This window comes from Methyloglobulus sp., from assembly GCF_040079455.1.
Classification (GTDB): Bacteria; Pseudomonadota; Gammaproteobacteria; order Methylococcales; family Methylomonadaceae; genus Methyloglobulus.
In genome coordinates, this window is record NZ_JBEBKJ010000073.1 from 1 (window position 1) to 18672 (window position 18672).

Genomic DNA, 18672 nt, shown 5'->3' on the forward strand with positions numbered 1-18672 from the left:
CCCATACCCCTTGTCGGGTATGGGGCGAGGGTAGCAGGGCGGCTGGGGCAGCCGCAGGCATTGGCGGTCGCGTTAAGTTTTTGCCGCTTGTTTGGACAGTACGTCCTCAAAACAAGCTTTCGCAAAAATAGCGACTCCCCGCAAGCATGAATACCGTTCCATTATCCTGTCCGCCAATAGGACTTTACCGATATCAATACTCCCCAATTCAGCCCTTTTTTACCAATTTGCCATAAATACTGAGAGTAGCCACTAAAAACAGCATAAAAAGTGTGTCATATGACACACCTACTACGGCATATGACACACTTTTTCCTGGAAGCCGCACAGCACGGGCGCTACCGAGGTACCCAATTTTTAGAAAAATAGGTCATATGACACACTTTTTGGAAATCGCCGTGTTTTGTCCAGCAAAATCCGGCATTTCGCAAAATCTCCTAAGTGATAGCCCTGAGCCAAGAAAGCGCAAGCTATTTATTATTTATCAATGGGTTAATACTATAAAGTAAAGAAATCAACCCTCTCTCGTAAACAAAAAAACAGCCCAAAAACCATAAAATAGTTGGCATTGAAATTGCTTTATATTTATCGTCTAGTTTTGTTGTGGCTGTGTACTTTCCGCCTATCCAAAGTCTGGCGCAGCGGGCTTACATTTCCCTGGTCGCTCACCGCGTAAGTTTGCACCTTCCTCTCATCTCTTTGCGGGTTGATGGTATCGCCATTGGCCCGCATTTTTTGGGGATGTTGGGTTGCAAAACAAGGTGTGCGGGTTTGAAGGGTTCGAAACAATGGAAGCATATTCTTTGTGGCTGCCCGTGTTGGTGTAAAAATGTTGCAAACTATTGATTAACAGCTAACATTTACTAGAAGGAAAGAAAGAAAGAAAGAAAGAAAGATGAAGAAAGTGCTTGACATTTTAAATTCTAAGCGGCTATTCTCTCGCCCCAAGGAATCGGAGCCAGCTTGCTTAGCTATCCGAACCTTATGCTTTTTGAGAGGAAGCATTATTCGCATTATTCATAGAGGACAAACAAAGAGTTGTCCCGTTACAGGTCGGTTTATTTAACGGCAAAAATTTAATTCAAATCTGGTTTGCTGTTTAACCGGTAAATGATCGTAAAAGGAAAGTTAATGTCAGCCTCTCAAGGTTCAGTGTTTACTTTGTCGCTCGTTTTCGCCAGTCTAATGTGGCCGGGAGCCACCCATGCGCTTGCCAGTGAGGACAGCGTAAGCAACGCCTTACAAACCAATCCACCTTCCAGCATCCAGATTACCTTATCCAAACAAGCCGACACCGCTATCCGCCTGGAAGCGAGAGCGGCACCGTTAGCACAAATCCTGAAAACCATCGCCTATAAGACTGGCGTAAATATCCACTATTCCGTGCTGCCGGAAGCCCCTGTCACCGCCACCTGCGTGGGCGCAAATGTCGGGCAGGTCATGGATTGCCTGGTCGCTAAACAAGTTGGGCTGGTTGCCCATAAGCCGCAAAAAGACAAGCCAGCAGAATTCTGGCTGTTGGGTTCTAGTGTTGGCAGTTGTCAGGCGGTAACGGTTGTGACTTCGCCCTTGCCAGTGCAAGTACCAATACAGCCAACAGAGGAACAGCCGCCAACGCCCGATGAACAAGCGCAATACGACCAAGCTATGCAAGCGCAAACCGACTTGTATCTGGAGCAACTCAAGAATGCTAAAAACAGCGAAGAACGTTTGCAAGTGCTTGGTAACCTGGGTTCGGGTGTAAAAAGTGACGATCCGAATGTGCGAAAAGCCTTAGAAGATGCCATGTCCGACAAAGACACTAACATCAGGAAACAAGCCATAGCCACACTGGTAAGCCTGGATAATGAAGGTGCATCCAGTGTTCTCAGTAATGCTTTGCATGATAGCGATGCTTCGGTACGCATGGCGGCAGTGGAATATGCGGGAGAAGATACTGACTTGTTACAGCAGGCACTCACTGACAGCAGCGTCCAAGTGCGTGATATTGCAGCGGCAAAGCTGGCGCAGATCAAAAAAAGGGAAAGCCGGTGAATAAGCTGGTGGACTCAAAAGAATTTCAATGGCTGACAACCTGAAAAGGCCACCAGCTATTGAAACAGTTGGCGACAAGGACTCAAGTCGCCATTGCCGCGTTCTTCCCACGAAGAAGGGCGCGGTAAAACGGACTGATAAAGCATCAGGGTCGATGCGGTTCAGTCTTTCTTTAAATGTAGTGTGGCATAAGCCACAAACGAGGTTAACATGAGTTTTAAAAAAGTTCTACTACCAATGGCGTTGTTATCGGCAGCGGGGTTTTCAGGCATAAGCTGGGGACATGTTGCGGCGGGAACTACAGGGGGTGCCATAATGGATGTCGATGTATATCACACTTCTTGTTTTTCTTATACTTCCCTAGTAAATGCTGAACCTGGTGAAGTACTTGGCGCAGCGGATCGTTTTTCGGCTAAAATTAAACGAAATGTTACGTCGCCTGCTGGTAATGTCCGGGTCACGCTTGGACGGATAACGGGTCTCCCCAACCCAAGCCCATCGCCATTCGCAAATAATGCGGCAGGCACAACTAACTTTGGTGCTTGCGCAAGTATAACTTCTGCCGTTGGCGCAGGTAATGGGCTTTATAGCTTTGCGGTTAGCCACGATACCGCAGTAGCCAATGGTTACCAAGTGGACTTTCACTGTGAAAAACTGGCTGCAATCCCTTGTTCCGGTAACTTTCATACTGGAACGGGTGTGTTAACAACAACACCGGCTCTTGGCTCTACGGCTGGTCAAGCTCCGAATGGAGTTGGCATTGTTGGCGGATACCCTATCCATGACTTAGACATTAACCGTTAGTCAAAGCAGAAGTCTCTGCGTTACTTTAGTGCTGTTCTACCAGGTGCATTTTGCACCTGCCCCGGTATTGACTTAGGTTAAATGATTCAAGGACAGGATTGTTTGTCTCAAGTAAAAGGTAACGCTTGCTAAATAAAAATAGCATTCCATTCTGGAATGCTATTTTTTCTGTTAGTTAACCTCCTATTTATATAGAGCTTGTGTCTTGTGTTATTGATTAGCCTTGAGAAACATTGATTCTGTTTGCCTTTCTCCCATCGAAAGGCAGAGGGTTTCTACAACTCTCCTGAATTTACCAAAGTATACAGCCGAACGGCTAAAACTTAAGCTTACCTAATCAATAACACAAAACACAGGCATGTTGATGAGAATACCTTAATGTCCGAAAGCTACTGCCTATTGTTAGGCGCTATCATAATTGCCCTCGTGGCTTGCACCCCAGTACAACCCTGGGGACGCGGCAACCTCGCCAAGCCGCAAATGGCGCTAGACCCGTACCCCTTACAAAGCGCACTCAGGGAGCACAACTACGGTAGCCGCGAGGCGGCGGCGGGCGGCAATGCGGCGCAAGGAGGTGGTTGTGGCTGTTATTAAGGGGAACTGTAAAAATTGGACTAACGCCTTCTCCCTGAGGGAGAAGGCCGGGATGAGGAGTTTTATAAGTCGCCTTCTCCCACAGGGAGAGGGAGCTGTTAAGGCCACCCCTCTATCCTTACAAGCCTTAACAACCGCCGCCATCATATTGCCTGGCTTAATTCAACCCGTTTCCCATGCCGCCGAAGAAGACAGCGCGGACTTCCAGTACAGCCACTACCAGGAAGGCAAGCGGGATATTTCAGGCATGATTTTAAATCCGTCCACACTAACGCTCAATGCCTCAAAACTACTCCAAAACTTGAACCCGATTGAGGTGGACAGCTTGCATGGCAGCACTCGAATCTCAATCACCGACCGCGTCAAGTTTGCCTTCAATTACACCCAGGACTCCTGGTCGGGTGCAACCCCAGCAGGGACAGCACCGGTGGCAGCACAAAAGAACGTCCCTCAATATGCCAGTAAGGATTCAAATACTGGCCTGGGTATTGGTGCCATCACCGGCGCATCGCCTTATGCAAGAGACGGCTCTTATTTATTCATGGATAAAAACCTAAACCTCTACTCACTTATTGTCGACCGAGCTACTGGCGCACTATCGCCTGGACTTAAAAACAATCAGCTTACCCATGTTTTGGCAGCCGCCTCGCCGGAAACGCGCAAGCAGGGCGACTTCAAGCTCAGCTATGAATGGGACGAGGCCGCAGCCACTGTGGGCGGCGGCATTTCCATTGAAAACGATTATGAATCCCGTTTTGTTAACCTGGGTGGGCGCATGGATTTTAACCGGAAGCAAACCACCGTCAATATGGGCTTAAGCTACACCAACAGCGATACCTTTGCGACGCTTGACCCTGACTCTATAGCGTTTATCAGCACAGATAGTTATGAACAACTGCCTAGTGAAGTTGAGGGTGAGGGAATTGGCGAAGAGGGTGGTCAATCTGCACCTTCTCAATTCCATAATATTGCTGGCTCCCCTGCCCAAATCGACAGCACTTACGATAGCTTAGGTAAGCGCACTGGCGCAGTGCTACGCGGCAACCGCCAGGATTGGGGTACCCAGCTTAGCCTGACCCAAGTGCTTAATAAAGATGCCTTACTGGAACTGGGGTTAGGTTACACCCGAAGTACGGGTTTTTTGGCAAACCCTTATAAGCTGGTTTATAGGGCAACTGCCACATTCCTCGCGGGATCGCCCAGTAATGAACTGGCATCGCTCACCGATATTAGTGGCGTTATTGAAAAACGACCCGATGAACGTAACCAGTTCAACTGGAGCTTGGGCTATGACCAATACATAGAGCCATTCGATGCTGCTTTGCACTTTGATTACCACTTTGCCCATGACGACTGGGGCATCAACGCCCACACCTTTGAGACCGATTGGGTGCAGCCTTTAGGTGCGGGCTGGACGGTGATACCCAGGGTGCGCTATTACTCCCAAGATGCGGCAGAATTTTACACGCCTTTTTTGAAGATTGTCCAAGTCCTTGATCCGAGTACAGGATTAACTGTAGCCTCAAGCCTGGACAGACCACAGCCAGACAATTTTTCCAGCGATCAACGGCTGTCTGGTTTCGGCACTTTAAGCGGCGGGGTGACGATTGCTAAGCAATTTGCCAAGGGTATACAACTGGAAACAGGCTTTGAATACTACACCCACCAGGGTGGCCTTAAAATCGGCGGTGGTGGCGAACAGGATTTTGCCGATTACGACTACTGGGTGGCTAACGCCGCGCTCAAGGTTAATTTAGGGGCATTAGGTTTGGGTAGTAGCCGCCATGACGGGCATTCCGACCACGGGGATCATCACCATTCTAATTCCCCCGCTGGAATCATGTTTGACCATACCTTAAAACAAGCGGGTGATATGATGGTTGGCTACCGCTACATGCATAGCGAACAAGCTGGCGACATGTTATTAGGCTCACAAACCGTTAGCCCAGACACCGTGCGTTTTAACGGCTGCGGCGACCAAGAATGCCAGATTTCGCCTAATTTCATGGTGATGAACATGCACATGCTGGACTTGATGTACGCACCGACGGATTGGTTGACCTTGATGTTGATGCCGCAATGGATGGACATGGATATGGCCATGACACCTTTGAACAATGATCCTAAACAAGGACATAACCACGGTGGTGACGTGCATAGCCACCAGACCGGTGGGATTGGTGACACCGGAGTATATGCCTTATTTAAGTTATTCGAGCAATCAGGACATCATGTTAATCTCAGCTTGGGCGGCACCGCGCCGACTGGGGATGTGGATATTACCTTGAGAAAGACGCATACAAATAAGGGGACAGGCATCCCCATCCATTTCGGGATGCAGTTAGGCAGTGGCACTTGGGATTTCAAGCCCAGCCTGACTTATACCGGTGAGAGTGACCGGTTTTCCTGGGGCGCGCAAATAACCGGCACCAAACGCTTGGAAAGCCACAACAAATCCGGCTTTGCCTTTGGCGACATCTTCCAGGGCAGCGTTTGGGGCGGTTACCAATGGACAAACTGGCTGTCCACCACGGTGCGAGGTGTTTACACCCAACAAGGGAAAATCCGTGGCGGTTATCCGACACTCAATCAGACATTCACGGACGGCAGTTCCATTTCCACCCCTTATCCTTACAGCAATCATGTCGGCCCCTTCGATTTCCCTGCCAACTACGGCGGACAGTTTGTTGATTTGGGTCTGGGCGTTAATGTCAGCATACCAAGCGGCACGTTTGCAGGCAACACCCTCAAATTTGAGTGGCTGCAACCTATCCGCACCGACTACAACGGCTACCAGTTAGAAAGGGATGGGGCGCTGGCTGCGACTTGGAGTTATGGGTTTTAGGTGAATGCCTTATAAAGTTTCCAAACTGCTTCGCCTAAAGTGCCTACTGTTGGTTTCGTTTGCTCACTGCAACCATCATTTTTTAACTTTAAAGGAAAAACTATGCTTCATAAATGTTCGATGTCTATCCTGATATTATTTTTGTCAACTGGTTGTGCTACCAATACCAGTAGGACAAAAACCGCAGAAAATAAACCAATACTGCAAAGCGACCAGCAAAAATCCAGTTATGCCCAAGGCGTTCAGTACATGAACAACCTGCAGCAGAGCAAAATACCGCTAGACCAGGATTTATTTGTGCTGGGCATGAACGATGCGCTACATAAAAACCCGTTAAGCCTTAACGCAGAGCAACTACAACGAGGGCAGGACTGGATATTTGTGCAGCAGTTGTTGTATAACGAAAAAGTGGGCAAAGAAAATGTGCTCAAAGGCAAGAATTTTCTTGATACTAATAAGCTAAAGCCGGATGTACACACTACCTCAAGTGGCTTGCAGTATAAAATACTGACTGACGGGAACGGCGCAAAAAAACCTACCCTTAAAGACACGGTACTTATACGCTACCGCATTACCCGTCTTGAGGGTGAAGAGCTGACATCCACCGAAAAATCCCCTAATCCGCCTGAAGTGCCATTAGCCAACTTGCTTAAAGGCTGGCAAGAAGCCATGCTGTTGATGACGGTCGGTTCTAAATGGCAGATTTACGTCCCTTCCAGCTTGGCTTATGGGGAAGCTGGCGCACCTGAGGGGAAAGTTCAGCAAAACGAAACGCTGATTATTGATGTGGAATTGGTTGGTATTAAACCGCCATCAACTGCCAAGGCAATAACGAAAGAACTTACCGCTGGCCCCAATGGTGACATCAAGCCCAGTTCAAGGTGGTAATGTGGTTCAACTGGTTTAAATCACTCCTTTAGTTTTATAGCGTTTCAAGATCACCGCTGCCAGCGGGAATTGCATGATTTTATTGATTTCGCATGTGATGAGGCTAGATGCCGGCCACCGGCTTTTGTCGCCAAGTTGAAACCACAACCGGGGCTACAGGACTGAATTAACACTCCTCGATTGGGTGGCCGTAGCAACAAGTACCCGGTTGGGTTGGCATAATCCAACCGGTATTTATTGCGGACAAAACAAATAACACCCCAACTCGTTAAACAACTTACAAAAATACCCTAACAAAATTAGGTAGTTGATATGCAAATATTAAAACTTTCATACGAACCTGCCAGAGCAAACAGGCTTAACAATCATCCTGCTAAGAAAGATGACAGTTTGCTTGGCCTGTTCCCAAAGCCCCAATATTTCCAGGTGCATTTCCAGCATCTTCATGAACACAACCAGCAACTCCATGAGGAACTGGCCCAACTCAAGGACACGGTGGCGAAAACCGATGAAAAGCTCGGGCGGTTGCTGGCGCTGTTAAGCGGTAAAAGCGTAATGGGGTAATATTGTAGCGGTTGCACTGGATGAAAGTCTTATGACAAGCCGCTCTTTCGATCAGATCACCCCGATATGCCGTTAAACCTGCCCTCAATCACTCATTGAAGTCGAGGAAGTAAACGACAACCATTACCATGTCTATGCTGTACCCAATACTGAGCCTTAATTTTGTTTAGAGTGCTTAGACACGGCATTTTACGGGCATGGCATCAAGACACATCTGTACATGGACACGTCTAATCATGGCCGCCGCGTAGGTGTTTTGCTAGAATGCAAACGCTATAAGTGCCGTGGCTGTAGCAAGACTTTTTCCCAAGATTGCAGCGACATCAATGATAATCACCGGGCCACCAATCGGCTGGTGGAATACGTTGAGAACAATGCCCTGGACAGGACATTCACCAGTGTTGCCGATGAGATCGGGGTAACGGAAGGCACGGTCAGGAAGATTGTTGGCAGTTATATCGGGAAACTGGAGAAGAAATACCAGTTTGAATCGCCTGAGATACTGGGGATAGATGAAGTCCATCTTAACCGTAGAATGCGGCTGGTGTTCACCAACATTGGCGAAAACACGATTGTAGACCTGATTAGCAGCCGTAAGAAACAGATGGTCATCAATTCTCTCTATCGGTTTAAAGCGTTGAAGAAAATCAAGTATGTCACGATGGATATGTTGCGACCTTACCGCGATGCGGTCAATGCTGTACTTCCCCACGCCGTGATTGTGATCGACAAGTTCCATGTCGTCAAAATGGCGAATGAAGCGGTTGAGAAAGGCCGTAAAGACCTTCGGAGCCAAATTACCAGCGGAAGAAGTCAAACTGCTTAAAAAAGACCGTTTCTTGATGCTCAGGCGACTGCGTGCCCTGGATGCAACCTAAGAGTTCCTGTTGTCAGGCTGGACGGAAAACTACCATGTACTGCACGAACTGTATTACGCCAAAGAACGCTTTTATGACATTTGGGACAGTAACATGACCAGGGCAGAGGCTGAGGCCGCCTATTTGAAATGGAAAGATTCAGCTCCTGTCGGCATTCGTGGTTATTTTTCCGACCTGGATAGGGCAATAGGCAACTGGCACAAAGAGGTATTTAACTACTTCGACCACCGGGTCACCAATGCTTACACCGAATCAGCGAACAACCACATCAAGTCAATTGCGAGGCAAGACCGTGGTTACAGCTTTGAAGTGCTGAGGGCAAAAGTGTTGTTCACCAACGCCAAACATAAAATCAAAAGGAAGTCGTTTAAATCGGGAATCCGTGAAAATATCTTGGGCTATGGCTTGCCAAATAGTGATGAAAGTAACAAATGTACTGAACCATTTAATCAAGAATTTTTGAATTTTGGTGGCATAATTCCACACGGTGATGAAAAACCAGAATATTAGAAATTCCACACGGTTTTACGAATACCCATTTAAACCACTAAGGCACGGAAGGCCAATGCTCACAGGCATTGTTCAAATGGCTCTGGGCAAGGCTCGATAGATTAACTCCACTCGCCAGTAAGTAGCTTTCAGCCGTTCTACAAGCTTAAGATAACTTCGTCCGGCAAACGTTGTTTCAAAAGCAAAATCCTGACGCGCGGCAATACAACCTTCAATCTCATGCAAGAACAAGCGGCTGGCAGCCAGTAAATGGTCTTGGTGCTAAGGGCGACAAACCAGCAGCAATCAAATCGCCGTTAATAAAGCGTCGACAACCAGCTACCATTGGAAAATATTCCAGCGCAAACATGGTTTTTCCTGCGCCGTTTGACGCCTGCGATAATCCAACAGGTTGACATCTGTTCATCTCCTCACTCACTTAAAATCATGCGTTCCACTTCGGCCTTGGCATCGGTTAGAATCTGTGCGGCTTCGGTTTGGAGATGTTGAGTTTGTTCCATGATTTTTTGAATATGAGAAACTAATTCGTCTTGTAGATGACAAAGAAAACATGGCTTATTAATTTTGATCGATATACACTAATCAGGACACATTTTTGAAGTATTCTACAGAGAAAAAGGTGTATCTGATGACAACCAAAATCAGAAAAACTTATACAGAAGAATTTAAATCTGCCGCAGTTAAATTAGTAACTGAAGGCAAGCAATCAGCTCCAGAAACATCAAGAAGCCTGGGCATTGGGGGAAGCACCCTGTACAAATGGATTGACCAACTCAAGCCAATGGGTGAAAAGGACAGTAAAAGCATCAAGGCGGATGACGAGCCAATTCGGCTACGCAGTGAGGTAGTTGAACTGAAAAAGAAGTTGGCATTGGCGGAGGCACATCGTGAAATCCTAAAAAAAGCGGCGGCGTACTTCGCTGCCCAAACGCCGTGAAGTATGCCTGGATTAAAGCGCAGCAAAACCAGCACGCCTTCAATGTCAACGCGATGTGCGAGATGCTGGGCGTGATACGAAGTGGGTATTACGCGTGGAAAAGTAACCCTCCAATCTGCCCGTGACAAAGAGGACATCCGATTGGGCGATCATTTGATGAAGGCCGTAATACCTACGGCAGGAAACGAATCCAAGATGATTTAAAAGATTGGGGCGAAAAAGTCAGCAAGCGTCGTATTGGTAAGTTGACGGATAAATTGGGTTTATGGTGCAAGACGCGCAAAAAATTTAAGGCCACCACGAATTCAAAACACAACGGGAAAATCTCGCCTAACTTGTTGAATAGAAAATTTAAAGTCGACAAGCCCAATACTGTTTGGGTCGGCGACATCACTTATGTTTGGACTCATGAAGGGTGGTTTTATTTGGCGACAGTGATTGATTTGCACTCACGCAAAATCGTTGGTTGGTCGATGGCAGATAATATGAAAACAGGGCTGGTCAATGCCGTATTGAAAATGGCAATCTGGCAACGCCCCCCCTAAAGGCTTGATTTGGCATACCGACCGTGGCAGTCAATATGCGTCGAAATCACACCGTGCCTTGCTTAAAACGCATAAAATCGAGCAAAGCATGAGCCGAAAAGGCGATTGCCGGGAGTGGCTGCCCTTGGGGTATAACGCGGTGGCAGAGAGCTTTTTCCATACGCTCAAAACCGAGCTGGCTTATCACGACCGCTACAAAACAAGAGAGCAAGCGCGGCGTTCTATCTTCGAATATATCGAAGTCTTTTATAACCGTAAACGGCGGCATTCCGCCAATGGCTCAATGTCACCTGCAAATTTTGAAACATATAGAAAAAGTCGCTTAACTTTTTGTCCTGATAACTGTTGACCGATCACACTGCTTTTTGCCTAGTTTTATCCGTATGCTCAGGCGTTTTGACCCACGCATAATAGGCACTTGTACTACCCCCATCACTTTACATAACACGGTAACCGGGTATGCCTTCTGTTGCCCTCGACTAAATCCGTGCTTTATTCGACTCCTTTCGCTTCGATGCCTGCGGCCTTTTTTAATATTTCGCGCTCCATGCGCAGCTGCTCATTTTCCCGTCGCAACCGGGCCAATTCGCCGTGACCCGTCAGGTTCAAGGTTGCTTTCTTTGTTGCAGATGTCGCTGTAGGGGCTCTTTCTGCCCTGACCCAACGCCACATCGCGCTCAAGGATATGCCAAGATTATCCGCCGCTTGTTGGTGAGTATAGCCTTTTTCATCCACTGGCTTTGCCGCATCTTGTTTAAATTCAAGCGTGTGCTTCGGACTTGGCCGTGTCGTTTGTTCTTTCATAGCCACCTCTAATGACTTTATAAATCTGCCTCTATCTGCCTCTAGATGTGTCCCGTTTAATTAAACCATTTCATGATCAATAGGTTGTTTTCTTAAGTTAACAGTTAGGTTTCTTAAAGAAATAGAACCATCCTATTCTGCTATCTCTAGGATAACATGTGAAACGATCCATAATGTTTTGGGTGATTTTTTGCAAGCCTGGGTTTGTAAGATTTTTCACATATGGCTCCCCAAACGCTGCCATGCTACTTTCGAAATCAAGTGCCCAGCTCCATGACATGGTGCCAGAAGCAAATACCCAACCGCCCTGTGGTGTTTTGTAAATAAGTGAATTCTGAATAAAATTATCACCGTTGATATCCACAAAGGGGGATGCAGCCAATACGGTAAACTCAGTATTCGTAGGTAGCAACGTGGGGCTAGGGTAAATGGTATCAATTTCATACCCAACAATGGCGGGTATCCTTTGGCCTTCAATAAGCCCCGATCCTTTATAAACCCAATGAGAGGTGTTTTTAACAATTAAGTCCGTGTACGTGTTTAGATTCCACAAGTGGTTATATGAAATATACTGAGATCCTAAAAGTTCTTGCTCAGGGCGATTTACTGTTGGGCTACGGAACAGGTCAGTCTTCAATGCGGGATCGGCGATGGGGTCTAAGATACTGCTTTTGTAACCAACCATAGTACGATTAGGAGAGCCATCACTAGCCGGTTCTAAGCGAACTTGCCAATAGGCTGCATTAGATCCAAAGAAGGCGAGGTTGACCCCATGACCACGTGCATTTTCAACTGCGTCCCGCATTTCCTTAGACCAGTACTCATCATGACCTGTTGATATAAAAGCACGGTAATTCAATAGTCTATTGCCATTTAAGTGAGTATCGATGTTGGTGCTATAAGCGACATCATAACCTTCCTTTTCAAGCCATTTGACTAACATAAGCTCCCAAAACAAGAAGTCCGAATAACCATTAGTACTTTGTTGATAATCACCGTAGGGTCGGTTAAACGATACTTTAACTGCGGGGCTTTCTCCTAAGACATTTCCATATAGACTCTTTCCATTCACGCCAGTGGGATACTCGTTGTAAGCTTGATAAGTAGTCACAGGTTGTTGATATAAGAAATCCGCAATACGGTTGTCGTCTCTCACAACAAATATTGTACCGCTGTCAAAACCACTGGCATTTTTTAATTTTGCAAGATAAACCCCGCTAGTCCAGCTTGACGGTACTTTCAAGGTGTAGCTTGTAGACCAAGAGCATTCAATAAGCCCCGTTAATTCATTTCGAGGGCATGGGGCCTGGGTTGACCCAGCGATTGGCCCAATAGTGCGCATAAGACGTCCGCCTTTGCCGCCGTACCATCCTACTCGATATACCTCAATGGTGAAATCTTGGGCAGGGCTGACTGAAATCTTAAAGTCAATCCGTCTTCCTTTATTGACGCTTGTAGCTGACGTATAACCTTTAATCTGTCCAATGGCATCAGTAGCAGTATGGGCATCATCATTAATTGATAAGTTCCAGTTTCTTGTGCCTGGGTTTAGATTTTCCACAGTGATAGGATTTGCAATTGCCACTGAGTCCAAGCAGCAGTGTACAAAGGCAAGACTAATTAGATGCTTAAGTATTATATTTGGTGTTTTCATTTTTAAGTTAAGTAAGGTTGATATATGGCGCATCAGTGTTGTTATTGTTATTTAAAGTTGAAAAAAATCGAAGCGTTTAGTTTCTATTGATATTGTGTGTTTCGGGCATTATCGCGGGGAGTCGCTATTTTTGCGAAAGCTTGTTTTGAGGACATCCTGTCCAAACAAGCGGCAAAAACTTAACGCGACCGCCAATGCCTGCGGCTGCCCCAGCCGTCCTGCTACCCTCGTCCCATACCCGACAAGGGGTATGGGACATCGTTGCGCAATGACTCGACGCGATGTCGTAAAGCCGTGCATTTTCACTCCGCTAACGCTACGTTTCCAGGATTTTCAGCGAAGGCATCAAAGTATATAGTCACAGTGAAGATTGAAGCAACGTTTTGTCGGAAAAATTTGCAAGATATGTTCTACAAGGGACTGTAGCTTACCCATCCACCTCAGTAATAACCGGCTTCATACCATTCTTCTGCAGCCTTGACATGATCGTATTTACACTGCCCATTTGGCTGTAGGGGCCGATTTTGACCCGATACCAGATCACACTTTCGACTTTGGCTTTCTGAATTTTGGATTCTATGCCCATCAACGCCAGTTTGGCTTTGAGTTGATCGGCATCTTTGAAGTCTTGCGATGATCCGGCCTGGATCACGTAACTGGCTTTTTTGTTCTTGCCAACGCGTTCTTCACGGGTACGAGTCTTAATCTCATGATCCGACACGACCACTTCTTTTTTTGGCAAAATAGTATAAAAATCAAATTGTGGTGGCTGTGGCTTTTGGTCTTTTTTTACCTCGTCGGCACTGACTTTTTCGGTTATTTCAGTCCGACCAGGTTTTTTTGATGTTGCCGTTTCTTGGCTTTGAGCTACGAGGGCCGGCGCTGCCTTTTGCAATCCTGGGCTTTTTAAATACACCAAAAATACCACAAAGCCGATAATCAATGCCGTAATCAGCATCCATTTAAATAAGCTTACGCCGCTAGTCTTTCGGCTATTACGCCTGCGGTTGTTGGTATCTCGACTGTTTGCGCGGTGTTTATAATCTTTAGCCATTACATTGATTCAGGGGTGTTAATGTTGAGCAATTGCAGACCGTTAGCCAGTACTTGTTTGACGGCACAGATCAAGTTTAGTCTGGCATCACGAACCTTGGCATCATCCACTAGAAACTGATGGGCATTATAATAGGTATGAAAATCATTCGCCAATTCCCGCAGATACAAAATCAACTGGTGCGGCTCATGCGTCAGCGCTGCGCGTTCCAACATTTCTGGATAGCGTTCCAGCGTGCTTAACAGAGCGAGTTCATGTTCTTCAGTCAATTGGGTTAGCGCATTCATGCCTGAAACAATATCGCGTGGCAAACTTTTTTCAACTAACTGCCTTAGTACGCTGCATACCCTAGCATGGGCGTATTGCACATAGTAAACCGGATTTTCGCTGGTCTTGGATGTTGCCAATTGTAAGTCAAAATCCATGTGCTGTTCCGACCGGCGCATCACATAAAAAAACCGTGCCGCATCTTTACCGACTTCATCCCGCAATTGCCGTAAGGTGACAAACTCGCCAGAGCGGGTGGACATTTGCACTTTCTCGTCGCCACGATATAGCGTGGCAAATTGTACCAGCAGCACTTTCAACTTAGCAGAATCTGCGCCCAAAGCTTGAATAGCAGCTTTTACTCTGGGTATATAACCGTGATGATCTGCGCCCCAAATGTCGATGATTTGGTCGAAACCCCGATCCAATTTGTTCATGTGGTAAGCAATATCGGATGCAAAATAGGTGTATTGCCCGTTTTCCCTAATGACTACGCGGTCTTTTTCATCCCCTAAGTTGCTGGATGCAAACCAAGTAGCACCGTCTTTTTTGTACAAATGCCCCGAAGCTTGCAATCTTTTCAGGGCTTTTTCTACCGAACCGTCATCCATTAAGTGCTGCTCTGAAAACCATTCCTGATAATCAACACCGAACTCGTGCAAATCATTTTTAATGTCAGCAAGAATGTTATTCAAGCCGACCTGAAAAACGTCGCGGTAACCTGCTGTTCCCAATAAGGTTTTCGCTCTGGCAATTAGCGCGTCAATATGCGCTTCTTTATCCCCGCCTTGCGATTCATCTTGGGGAATATCTTCCTGCACTAGGTCAAAAGGACGACGGTATTCATTCTTGGCATTTTTATAAATGTCCCGCGCAATATCGCTGACATAATCACCGCGATAGCCATTATCGGGAAACCGCACTGGTTCGCCGCATTCTTCCAAATATCTCAGCCAGATGCTGGTGGCGAGAATATCCATCTGCCGTCCGGCATCGTTGACGTAATATTCCCTATGCACCGTAAAACCAACGGCTTCGAGGAGGTCGGCAATTACCGAGCCATAAGCTGCACCACGACCATGCCCCACATGCAAAGGGCCGGTAGGATTAGCAGAGACAAACTCAACCTGGATTTTTTTGCCTGTGCCGACTTGGCTACGGCCAAAATCCGCACCTTGCTCGTGTATAAGTTTGATAATGTCAGATTGTGCGCTGGAATCCATAAAGAAATTGATAAACCCAGGCCCTGCAATTTCCACTTTTGTTACCGCATTATCTTCGGGCAACGCGGCAATTAGTTTTTCTGCCAACTGGCGAGGATTCATTTTCGCAGGCTTTGCCAGCATCATAGCCAGATTGGTCGCAAAATCCCCGTGTTGCGCGTCGCGGGTGCGTTCTAGGGTAGCATTGACATTAATGTCTTCACCGATAACCCCTTCTTTTTTAAGGGTTACAATGGCTTGCTGGATTATAGCTTCTAACTTTTTTCTCATTACTATTAACGTGCAATTTCTCAAATAATTGTGGCGCATTATCCATGATATTAGCTTGATTAGCTATTCAAACGAAATCTTAAGGAAACTTAAGAGCAAGTTGATGTTGCTCTGATTAGGCAGGATTAATATTAACATAATCAATATATTGTATCTGTTAGTTGGCCATCTTCTGTTTGATAAAGCAAAGAACCGCTGCTTGTCGGTATGTTTAAGCCCATGCCTGCAATGTCTCTTCAATCAAGGTCTACTGATTGTCATTGTGGTTATAAAATATCTTACATCTAAGCTGGGTAATGTTGTTGCTCTTGCTGGAGATAACAAAATTTCTGGAAGCAGGTGAACGCTAAACTCTTTATCGAAAATCCATTGTATTTACCACGTAAGGAGGCATATCAAATCGCGAACGATGCACCTCGCTCCTCTGCGGCATCCTACAAAAACATCTTACCGTGCTGAGTTTAACAGCTGGGTGCGGAAAACCACATGTCCACCGGTGTTGAGGGCGGGATAGCGGGTACAATACCGTTATCTCCGCCCATTCAGAGAACCATTTCAGGATCCCGATTTAAAGATATTGCTTGCAACGAAAGCAATTAAACAAAAAGATCCAAATTGTATGATAGCCATCATGGCGTGAAAAATTAAATGGAAGATAATCATAGCAACCTCTCGCGCCAAATAGGCACATAGTGATTAAGATAGAGCAATGAGAAATAACCCATTGACAACGAATGAACGTGACTTCAGTGCTTACAAAATTAGGCAAGACTGGATAAAGTTATCTCTGCCCTATTGCTCTCCTGACTGCCAAGCTCACCTCCATGGTAGATAAAACCACAACAAAAAGAAGTGAAGTTTTTACTGATTTTTAGTGATTTAATACCTTTTCTTTGTCGCCGCTTAGATTAACTAGCCTGATGTCCTTACGGCAAGCCAACGCGGTAAGTTGGGTTAGATGTAGGTTGTGGGTGAGGAACGAACCCCAACGCTATGTCGAAAATTCTATTTTTGGGCTCACAAGCTCACCCCAATATAACGCGATAAGTGATTGAATTAAATATATTTAAAAAATTCCGATAGCTTGAGCCTAGAACTCTTGTCGCTTCGCTCCGAATCCGCCTTACGGACTTGCTACATTTCATCTAGGCTGCCTCGCTATTTATTCTTTGGTATTGGCGGGGCGTGAATTTTTCCGGGAAAGCCTGCATAATCTTTGTCTTTGGTATCGTAAACCGGTGTTTCTCCATCTTCCCCAGGTGTTCCTAATTTATAAACAATGTAAAATTTTCCCGTTATAATCGGTGCGCCTGTTTCCGTAGTCAATTCCGCTAACCTCCTGTTTTTTTCAGTTTCTTCCGTATACACATAAACTCCAAACATTACGTCCTCACCATTAACATCTTCTCTTTGGCAAGAAAAAAGAAACTCAGTTTCACTATAACCATTATCTTCAATACTGCCGCAATGAGCGGCATCTGCGAGAGTTTGCGCAAGATTTTTTGCGGATTCATAGCCCACAGGTTTCGAGTCGAATGAAACATCTGGCGAGGTACAAGCAGCTATTAACAGCACAACAGATAGCTGTAACCATTTTTTACACTTCATCAAGGCTACTTGCTAATTTTGTCCAAATAACCAATTGTCCCACCTCTATTTATTATTTCTGATAGTCTAGAGCCTTCTGAATATCTGGCGAAATGCGAATTTCTCCGGGAAAGCCCGTAAACCACTTCGACAGGTCAATATTTTCCACCTCTTCCTTCGGCAGGCCGACTTGTTCGGGTATCATAGCGCCTTTGGCTGGATCCCAGACAGTTCCTCCCGTGGCTAATGCTTGCTGCCGATGTAAATGCATATCAAAAACGACGTAATATTTACCAGCTTTATATGCCCAAAAATTTTTGGTAAATTCCGCAACCTCGCCATTTTTAAGCGCCTTCTCGGTATATAGATAAATTCCAACCTCATTGAGTGCGCGTTCTATAGCGTAAGCTTCCTCATCATTCGGGACGTCGGGCTTATATTTACTTTTTTCTCTAAAACAATAATAAATACCCCCCCCCTTCACTGTAAGGTTCTTTACAATTGGCTGAAGAGGCGATGGTTGCCACCAGCCGGTAGGCTTTCCAAGTGGTATTGGCTTCCGTATCCAGTGGCACAGCCATCAGCGGCGACCCAATTACATACCAAAAGTGGTTGTAGGCACAAAATGTAAGATATAAATAAGCCAAGACGGCCAAAACAATCGCCTTATAGCCAATCGGGATGCGCTTTATTAACTGGAAGATATTCAACATAAATGCAAATTAGGTATTATTGAAAGTCGGCCGCCAAATAAGTATTAAGGCTTATTTGACGACCGATATATGCACTTAACCTAATCAGTCAATAATTCTTCTGTCATCGCCAGGATTACAAAAAGAATTTACGGTTTGGGCGTAACTTACATCAGGACGAGCCTCGTCCAGATGCCACTCACCCGGCCTCCACCAAGCAAGTTGTTGGTGACAGATGTGCTGGTCTTTTAATCCGCCCAGATTGTAAGGTATTCCTCTTCTCTTTTTGTTTAATACACCATTTACATAGTAGTAATAATTAGCATTGAACCAATATCTGGCGTATAACTCATTCCAACCCGCCACCCCGGGCAAATAGCCGCCGCCCTGTGCCCTTGCCCATGCTGTTGGCTGCACATATAAAGAGACCTTTGCACAAACAGCAGAAACTCCGGCTGACTGGTCAAAAGCCGATTTTTTTGAATTGGCATTCACCTTAATGGGCGGTATTCGGCTGAAATA

20 protein-coding genes are annotated in these 18672 nt (G+C 46.0%); 11 read left to right on the top strand and 9 right to left on the bottom strand.

All coding sequences use genetic code 11. The features are described from left to right. The first annotated feature begins 1131 nt into the window (after positions 1-1131). The 8 genes from ABL924_RS14220 to ABL924_RS14255 all read left to right on the top strand — a co-directional run bounded on the left by ABL924_RS14220 (position 1132) and on the right by ABL924_RS14255 (position 9117). On the top strand, positions 1132-2034 hold the full coding sequence (locus ABL924_RS14220; RefSeq protein WP_349027756.1) for a HEAT repeat domain-containing protein: 903 nt from the start codon (positions 1132-1134) through the stop codon (positions 2032-2034). Between the two features lie 210 nt (positions 2035-2244). Then, positions 2245-2838 carry a hypothetical protein gene (locus ABL924_RS14225; RefSeq protein ID WP_349027757.1) on the top strand — a complete coding sequence of 198 codons (594 nt, stop codon included), beginning with the start codon at positions 2245-2247 and terminating at the stop codon, positions 2836-2838. A 378-nt stretch (positions 2839-3216) separates the two neighbouring features. Beyond that, positions 3217-3432, top strand: coding sequence for a DUF4266 domain-containing protein (locus ABL924_RS14230; protein WP_349027758.1), 216 nt, complete (start codon positions 3217-3219; stop codon positions 3430-3432). Next, positions 3419-6277, top strand: a complete 2859-nt coding sequence (locus ABL924_RS14235; RefSeq protein WP_349027759.1) for a DUF3570 domain-containing protein — start codon at positions 3419-3421, stop codon at positions 6275-6277. The genes ABL924_RS14230 and ABL924_RS14235 overlap by 14 nt, the downstream gene beginning before the upstream one ends. 102 nt (positions 6278-6379) lie before the next feature. Continuing rightward, a complete protein-coding gene (locus ABL924_RS14240) occupies positions 6380-7165 on the top strand; it encodes an FKBP-type peptidyl-prolyl cis-trans isomerase N-terminal domain-containing protein (protein WP_349027760.1) in 786 nt (261 codons plus the stop codon). A 312-nt stretch (positions 7166-7477) separates the two neighbouring features. After that, positions 7478-7729 (top strand): hypothetical protein, encoded by a 252-nt coding sequence (locus tag ABL924_RS14245; RefSeq protein ID WP_349027761.1) that lies wholly within the window; start codon positions 7478-7480, stop codon positions 7727-7729. 220 nt (positions 7730-7949) lie between these two features. After that, entirely contained in the window at positions 7950-8555 is a 606-nt protein-coding gene (locus tag ABL924_RS14250) for a transposase (RefSeq protein WP_349027762.1), read from the top strand. A 61-nt stretch (positions 8556-8616) separates the two neighbouring features. Then, entirely contained in the window at positions 8617-9117 is a 501-nt protein-coding gene (locus tag ABL924_RS14255) for a transposase (protein ID WP_349027763.1), read from the top strand. Positions 9118-9334: 217 nt separating this feature from the next. Here ABL924_RS14255 and ABL924_RS14260 read toward each other — a convergent pair whose 3' ends face one another. Beyond that, a complete protein-coding gene (locus ABL924_RS14260) occupies positions 9335-9523 on the bottom strand; it encodes a hypothetical protein (RefSeq protein WP_349027764.1) in 189 nt (62 codons plus the stop codon). Between the two features lie 222 nt (positions 9524-9745). On the opposite strand from ABL924_RS14260, the gene ABL924_RS14265 reads away from it, so the two are divergent. The 3 genes from ABL924_RS14265 (at position 9746) to ABL924_RS14275 (ending at position 10948) form a co-directional block, all read left to right on the top strand. Next, entirely contained in the window at positions 9746-10054 is a 309-nt protein-coding gene (locus tag ABL924_RS14265; RefSeq protein WP_349027765.1) for a transposase, read from the top strand. Between the two features lie 338 nt (positions 10055-10392). Further along, complete coding sequence (locus ABL924_RS14270; RefSeq protein ID WP_349027766.1) at positions 10393-10599, top strand: DDE-type integrase/transposase/recombinase; 207 nt, start codon at positions 10393-10395, stop codon at positions 10597-10599. A gap of 58 nt (positions 10600-10657) precedes the next feature. Continuing rightward, positions 10658-10948, top strand: coding sequence for an IS3 family transposase (locus ABL924_RS14275; RefSeq protein ID WP_349027767.1), 291 nt, complete (start codon positions 10658-10660; stop codon positions 10946-10948). Positions 10949-11091: 143 nt separating this feature from the next. Here ABL924_RS14275 and ABL924_RS14280 read toward each other — a convergent pair whose 3' ends face one another. The 8 genes from ABL924_RS14280 to ABL924_RS14315 all read right to left on the bottom strand — a co-directional run. Next, positions 11092-11403 carry a transposase gene (locus ABL924_RS14280; protein WP_349027768.1) on the bottom strand — a complete coding sequence of 104 codons (312 nt, stop codon included), beginning with the start codon at positions 11401-11403 and terminating at the stop codon, positions 11092-11094. A 97-nt stretch (positions 11404-11500) separates the two neighbouring features. Next, positions 11501-13090: a N,N-dimethylformamidase beta subunit family domain-containing protein gene (locus ABL924_RS14285; protein ID WP_349027769.1), complete on the bottom strand. Its 1590-nt coding sequence runs from the start codon at positions 13088-13090 to the stop codon at positions 11501-11503. A 394-nt stretch (positions 13091-13484) separates the two neighbouring features. Continuing rightward, positions 13485-14111 carry an SPOR domain-containing protein gene (locus ABL924_RS14290; protein ID WP_349027770.1) on the bottom strand — a complete coding sequence of 209 codons (627 nt, stop codon included), beginning with the start codon at positions 14109-14111 and terminating at the stop codon, positions 13485-13487. After that, on the bottom strand, positions 14111-15871 hold the full coding sequence (gene argS / locus ABL924_RS14295; protein WP_349027771.1) for an arginine--tRNA ligase: 1761 nt from the start codon (positions 15869-15871) through the stop codon (positions 14111-14113). The genes ABL924_RS14290 and argS overlap by 1 nt, the downstream gene beginning before the upstream one ends. Before the next feature lie 1158 nt (positions 15872-17029). Continuing rightward, positions 17030-17479: a hypothetical protein gene (locus tag ABL924_RS14300; protein ID WP_349027772.1), complete on the bottom strand. Its 450-nt coding sequence runs from the start codon at positions 17477-17479 to the stop codon at positions 17030-17032. 52 nt (positions 17480-17531) lie between these two features. Next, the gene (locus ABL924_RS14305) at positions 17532-17942 is read right to left on the bottom strand and encodes a hypothetical protein (RefSeq protein ID WP_349027773.1); all 411 of its coding nucleotides are present in this window, start codon (positions 17940-17942) and stop codon (positions 17532-17534) included. Beyond that, positions 17911-18171, bottom strand: coding sequence for a hypothetical protein (locus tag ABL924_RS14310; protein ID WP_349027774.1), 261 nt, complete (start codon positions 18169-18171; stop codon positions 17911-17913). The genes ABL924_RS14305 and ABL924_RS14310 overlap by 32 nt, the downstream gene beginning before the upstream one ends. Before the next feature lie 84 nt (positions 18172-18255). Then, positions 18256-18672 (bottom strand): DUF2599 domain-containing protein (locus ABL924_RS14315; protein WP_349027775.1); only part of this gene is annotated, 417 nt, incomplete at its 5' end.

Coding starts and splice junctions, on each gene's coding strand:
- ABL924_RS14290 (WP_349027770.1), bottom strand. CDS start 14,111: ATGGCTAAAGATTATAAACACCGCGCAAACAGTCGAGATACCAACAAC.
- ABL924_RS14220 (WP_349027756.1), top strand. CDS start 1,132: ATGTCAGCCTCTCAAGGTTCAGTGTTTACTTTGTCGCTCGTTTTCGCC.
- ABL924_RS14260 (WP_349027764.1), bottom strand. CDS start 9,523: ATGAACAGATGTCAACCTGTTGGATTATCGCAGGCGTCAAACGGCGCA.
- ABL924_RS14300 (WP_349027772.1), bottom strand. CDS start 17,479: ATGAAGTGTAAAAAATGGTTACAGCTATCTGTTGTGCTGTTAATAGCT.
- ABL924_RS14230 (WP_349027758.1), top strand. CDS start 3,217: ATGTCCGAAAGCTACTGCCTATTGTTAGGCGCTATCATAATTGCCCTC.
- ABL924_RS14225 (WP_349027757.1), top strand. CDS start 2,245: ATGAGTTTTAAAAAAGTTCTACTACCAATGGCGTTGTTATCGGCAGCG.
- argS (WP_349027771.1), bottom strand. CDS start 15,871: ATGAGAAAAAAGTTAGAAGCTATAATCCAGCAAGCCATTGTAACCCTT.
- ABL924_RS14240 (WP_349027760.1), top strand. CDS start 6,380: ATGCTTCATAAATGTTCGATGTCTATCCTGATATTATTTTTGTCAACT.
- ABL924_RS14250 (WP_349027762.1), top strand. CDS start 7,950: ATGGACACGTCTAATCATGGCCGCCGCGTAGGTGTTTTGCTAGAATGC.
- ABL924_RS14310 (WP_349027774.1), bottom strand. CDS start 18,171: ATGTTGAATATCTTCCAGTTAATAAAGCGCATCCCGATTGGCTATAAG.
- ABL924_RS14245 (WP_349027761.1), top strand. CDS start 7,478: ATGCAAATATTAAAACTTTCATACGAACCTGCCAGAGCAAACAGGCTT.
- ABL924_RS14285 (WP_349027769.1), bottom strand. CDS start 13,090: ATGCGCCATATATCAACCTTACTTAACTTAAAAATGAAAACACCAAAT.
- ABL924_RS14280 (WP_349027768.1), bottom strand. CDS start 11,403: ATGAAAGAACAAACGACACGGCCAAGTCCGAAGCACACGCTTGAATTT.
- ABL924_RS14265 (WP_349027765.1), top strand. CDS start 9,746: ATGACAACCAAAATCAGAAAAACTTATACAGAAGAATTTAAATCTGCC.